This is a genomic window from Burkholderia alba (genome assembly GCF_034721475.1).
Lineage (GTDB): Bacteria > Pseudomonadota > Gammaproteobacteria > Burkholderiales > Burkholderiaceae > Burkholderia > Burkholderia alba.
The window spans coordinates 1-3193 of sequence record NZ_JAWJWL010000101.1; the positions used below are offsets into that span (position 1 = coordinate 1).

At 66.4% G+C, this 3193-nt stretch carries 1 protein-coding gene and 2 pseudogenes; all 3 read right to left on the bottom strand.

Annotated features, from left to right (window positions below; translation table 11 throughout):
• Positions 1–605 (bottom strand): annotated as a pseudogene (locus RZR99_RS32425) (ATP-binding cassette domain-containing protein); the annotation flags it as partial.
• A gap of 231 nt (positions 606–836) precedes the next feature.
• A pseudogene (locus tag RZR99_RS32435) lies at positions 837–1931 on the bottom strand (peptidase domain-containing ABC transporter); the annotation flags it as partial.
• 14 nt (positions 1932–1945) lie between these two features.
• The coding region (locus tag RZR99_RS32440; RefSeq protein ID WP_323123777.1) for an HlyD family secretion protein at positions 1946–3193 on the bottom strand (1248 nt) is incomplete at its 5' end.

Genomic DNA, 3193 nt, shown 5'->3' on the forward strand with positions numbered 1-3193 from the left:
CGTTCGACGTCGACGCCGCCGATGCGGATCGTGCCGCCCGACGGCGCGAGCACCCCGAGCAGCACGTTGATCAGCGTGGTCTTGCCGCAGCCCGACGGGCCGACGATCGCGACCGATTCGCCCGGCTCGATCTTCATCGATACGCCGTCCAGCACGAGCGGCTCGCCGTCGGCGTAGCGGAACGCGAGCTGCTCGGTTTCGATGCTGGCGACCAGGTTGTCGCTTTCGCCCGGCACCTGCCGCAGGCTGGCGTCGGGTTCGGGCTTGGCGAACACGATGTCGGCCAGACGCTCGCCCTGCAGCTGCAGCATCTTGACCTCGAAGAACTTGTCGATCAGGCTGCCCACCCGGCTGTCGAACTGCCCCTTGTACGCATTGAACGCCATCAGCACGCCGACCGTGAACTGGCCGTCCATCACGAGACGCGCGCCCAGCCAGATGATCACCAGCCCTTCGAGGCCGAACAGCAAGCCGTTCAGCTGCTGGTACAGCAGCTGCAGCTTCTGCACGTGCAGGCCCGCGTTGATCTGCTCGACCAGCAGCGTGAGCCAGCCCGAGCGCCGCTCGTTCTGCCGGTTGAAGAGCTTGATCGTCTTCACNCGTTGATCTGCTCGACCAGCAGCGTAAGCCAGCCCGAGCGCCGCTCGTTCTGCCGGTTGAAGAGCTTGATCGTCTTCACGCCGCGCACCGTTTCGAGGAAGTGGCTCTGCTGCTTGGCGGTGTGGACGATCTGCTCTTCGGTCGCCCGCCGTAGCGGCAAGTACCAGAGCGCGCGCAGCAGCGCGTAGAGCAGCATCGTGCCGAGCGCGATCAACCCCAGCTTCCAGCTGTAGATGAACATCATCGCGAGCGTGACGATCGTCATCAGCCCGTCGATCACCGCGCTCAGNGCTCTGCTGCTTGGCGGTGTGGACGATCTGCTCTTCGGTCGCCCGCCGTAGCGGCAAGTACCAGAGCGCGCGCAGCAGCGCGTAGAGCAGCATCGTGCCGAGCGCGATCAACCCCAGCTTCCAGCTGTAGATGAACATCATCGCGAGCGTGACGATCGTCATCAGCCCGTCGATCACCGCGCTCAGGAACGAGGTCGTGAGCGTCTGCTGGATCGTGTCGACCGCGCCGAAGCGCGACACGACGTCGCCCAGGTGGCGGCGCTCGAAGTACTGCACCGGCAGGCTCAGCAGATGCGTGAACACGTTGGCGCGCCACTGCACGTTGAGCGTCGTGCCGAAGTACATCAGCGCCCACGCGCGGATCGCGCTGGTCGCCTGCTGCATCAGCAGCAGCAGCCCGAAACCGAGCGCGAGCACCGTCAGCAGATCGCGGTCGGCGCTGACGATCACTTCGTCGATCACCCATTGCAGGAAGAACGGCGACGCCAGCGTGAACACCTCCAGCGCGATCGCGAGCAGCAGGATCTGCCCGAGCGAGCGCGACAGCCCGGTGACCGGCCCGAGCAGCGCGCGCAGCTTGACGGTGGGCGACGCCTCGCGCGGCTTGAAACCGCTCGCGGGCCACAGCTCCAGCGCGACGCCGGTGAACGCGTCCGACACCTCGTCGAAGGTGAGTTTGCGGACACCCTGCGCCGGATCGTGGATCGTCACGGTCTTGCCGTTCACTTCGCGCAACACCACGAAGTGGTTGAAATTCCAGTGCAGGATGCACGGCACGCGCAACTGGGAGAGATGGTCGAGATCGAGCTTGAGCGCGCGGGTGCCGAGATCGAGGCGCTGCGCGACCTCGATCACGCGGCCCAGGCCGACGCCCTTCAGCGATACCGGAAACTGGCCGCGCAACGACGCCAGATCGATGTGATGTCCGTGATAGCCCGCGACCATCGCGAGGCACGCGAGGCCGCACTCCGCGGCTTCGGTCTGCAGGGTCACCGGAAGCTTATTGCCGATGCCGAATGAAAGGCGATCCAGAAGGGACATGAGTAGGCGCCGCGTCAGAGTTTGCCGGTGAGGCTGTAAAGAGGTTCGAGCACCCATTCGTACAGGCGGCGGCGTTCCTGCAGGACGTCCGCCTGCAGGGCCATGCCGGCCTGCAGCGGCTGCGGCTTGCCGTAGGCGGTCACGTGCTGGGATTTCAGCGCGACGGTGATCCGGTAGTAGGTGCCTTCGTTGCCGGTGGGCCCGCCGCTGGTGGCGAGTTCCGAGGGCGACAGCGCGGTGCGGGCGATCGACACGACGCTCGCCTCGTACTGGCCGAACTTCTGGTACGGATAAGCCTGATAGCGGATCAGCACCGGATCGCCGACGTGGATGAAACCGACCGCGGCGCTCGGCACGAACAGGTACGCCTGCCAATGCGCATTCGTCGGCACGATGCTGGCGAGCGGGTGGGTGGTGTCGGCCATCTGGCCCGGCTCCGCGATCACGGCGGTGGCGGTGCCGGTTTCCGGCGCGGCGATCACCAGCTCGCGCTTCGCTTCGCTCTCGATCAGGCTCTGATCGACGTCGATCACGCTGCGGTCGATCTGCGACAGCTGGTTCTGCTGCTTGAGCGACAGGCCGGCGAGATCGTTGGAGGCTTCCTTCAGCAACTGGGCGGTGCTGGCGCGGTCGCGCTGCAGGCTGTTGAGTTTGGAGCGCTGATCGAGCAGGTCGGCTTCGCGCTGCTGGGCCTGGTCCGTCGAGATGTAATCCTTCGCGAGCAGGCTCGCGTAGCGCGCGGACGCATCGGCGGCGAGCGAGGTGCGGGTGCGCTGAGCGGCGAGCTGATCGTCGATGCCGGCAAGCTGGGTGCGCAGACTGGCGATCTTGGCCTGCAGGGTATCGCGTTCGTCGCCCTGCAACTGGCGCGTCTTGGCCATTTCCTGCTGCAGCGACGCCTTGCGCTGCTGCGCCTGGCCGATGAGGGCGGCCTGGGTGTCGCCGGCGACGGCGCTCTGCAGGTCGGTCGAGATCGTGTAGAGCGCCTGGCCGCGCGTCACGCTCTGGCCTTCGACGACATGCTTGCTGAGTACGACGCCGGGCTGCTTCGCGTAGAGCTTCACGAGGCCGCTGTCGGGCGTGAGCACGCCTTCGACGGTGGTGCGGCGCGTGTAGCTGCCGAACACGAAGAACAGGATCACGACGAACGCCATGCAGATGGCGGCCGCCGTGAGCAGGACGAACGACACCGGCCGGATCAGGACGATCTCGCCGAGGGTCTGCGTGCGCTGGGCTTCCTGCGCGGCGGTGCGAAAGAGTGG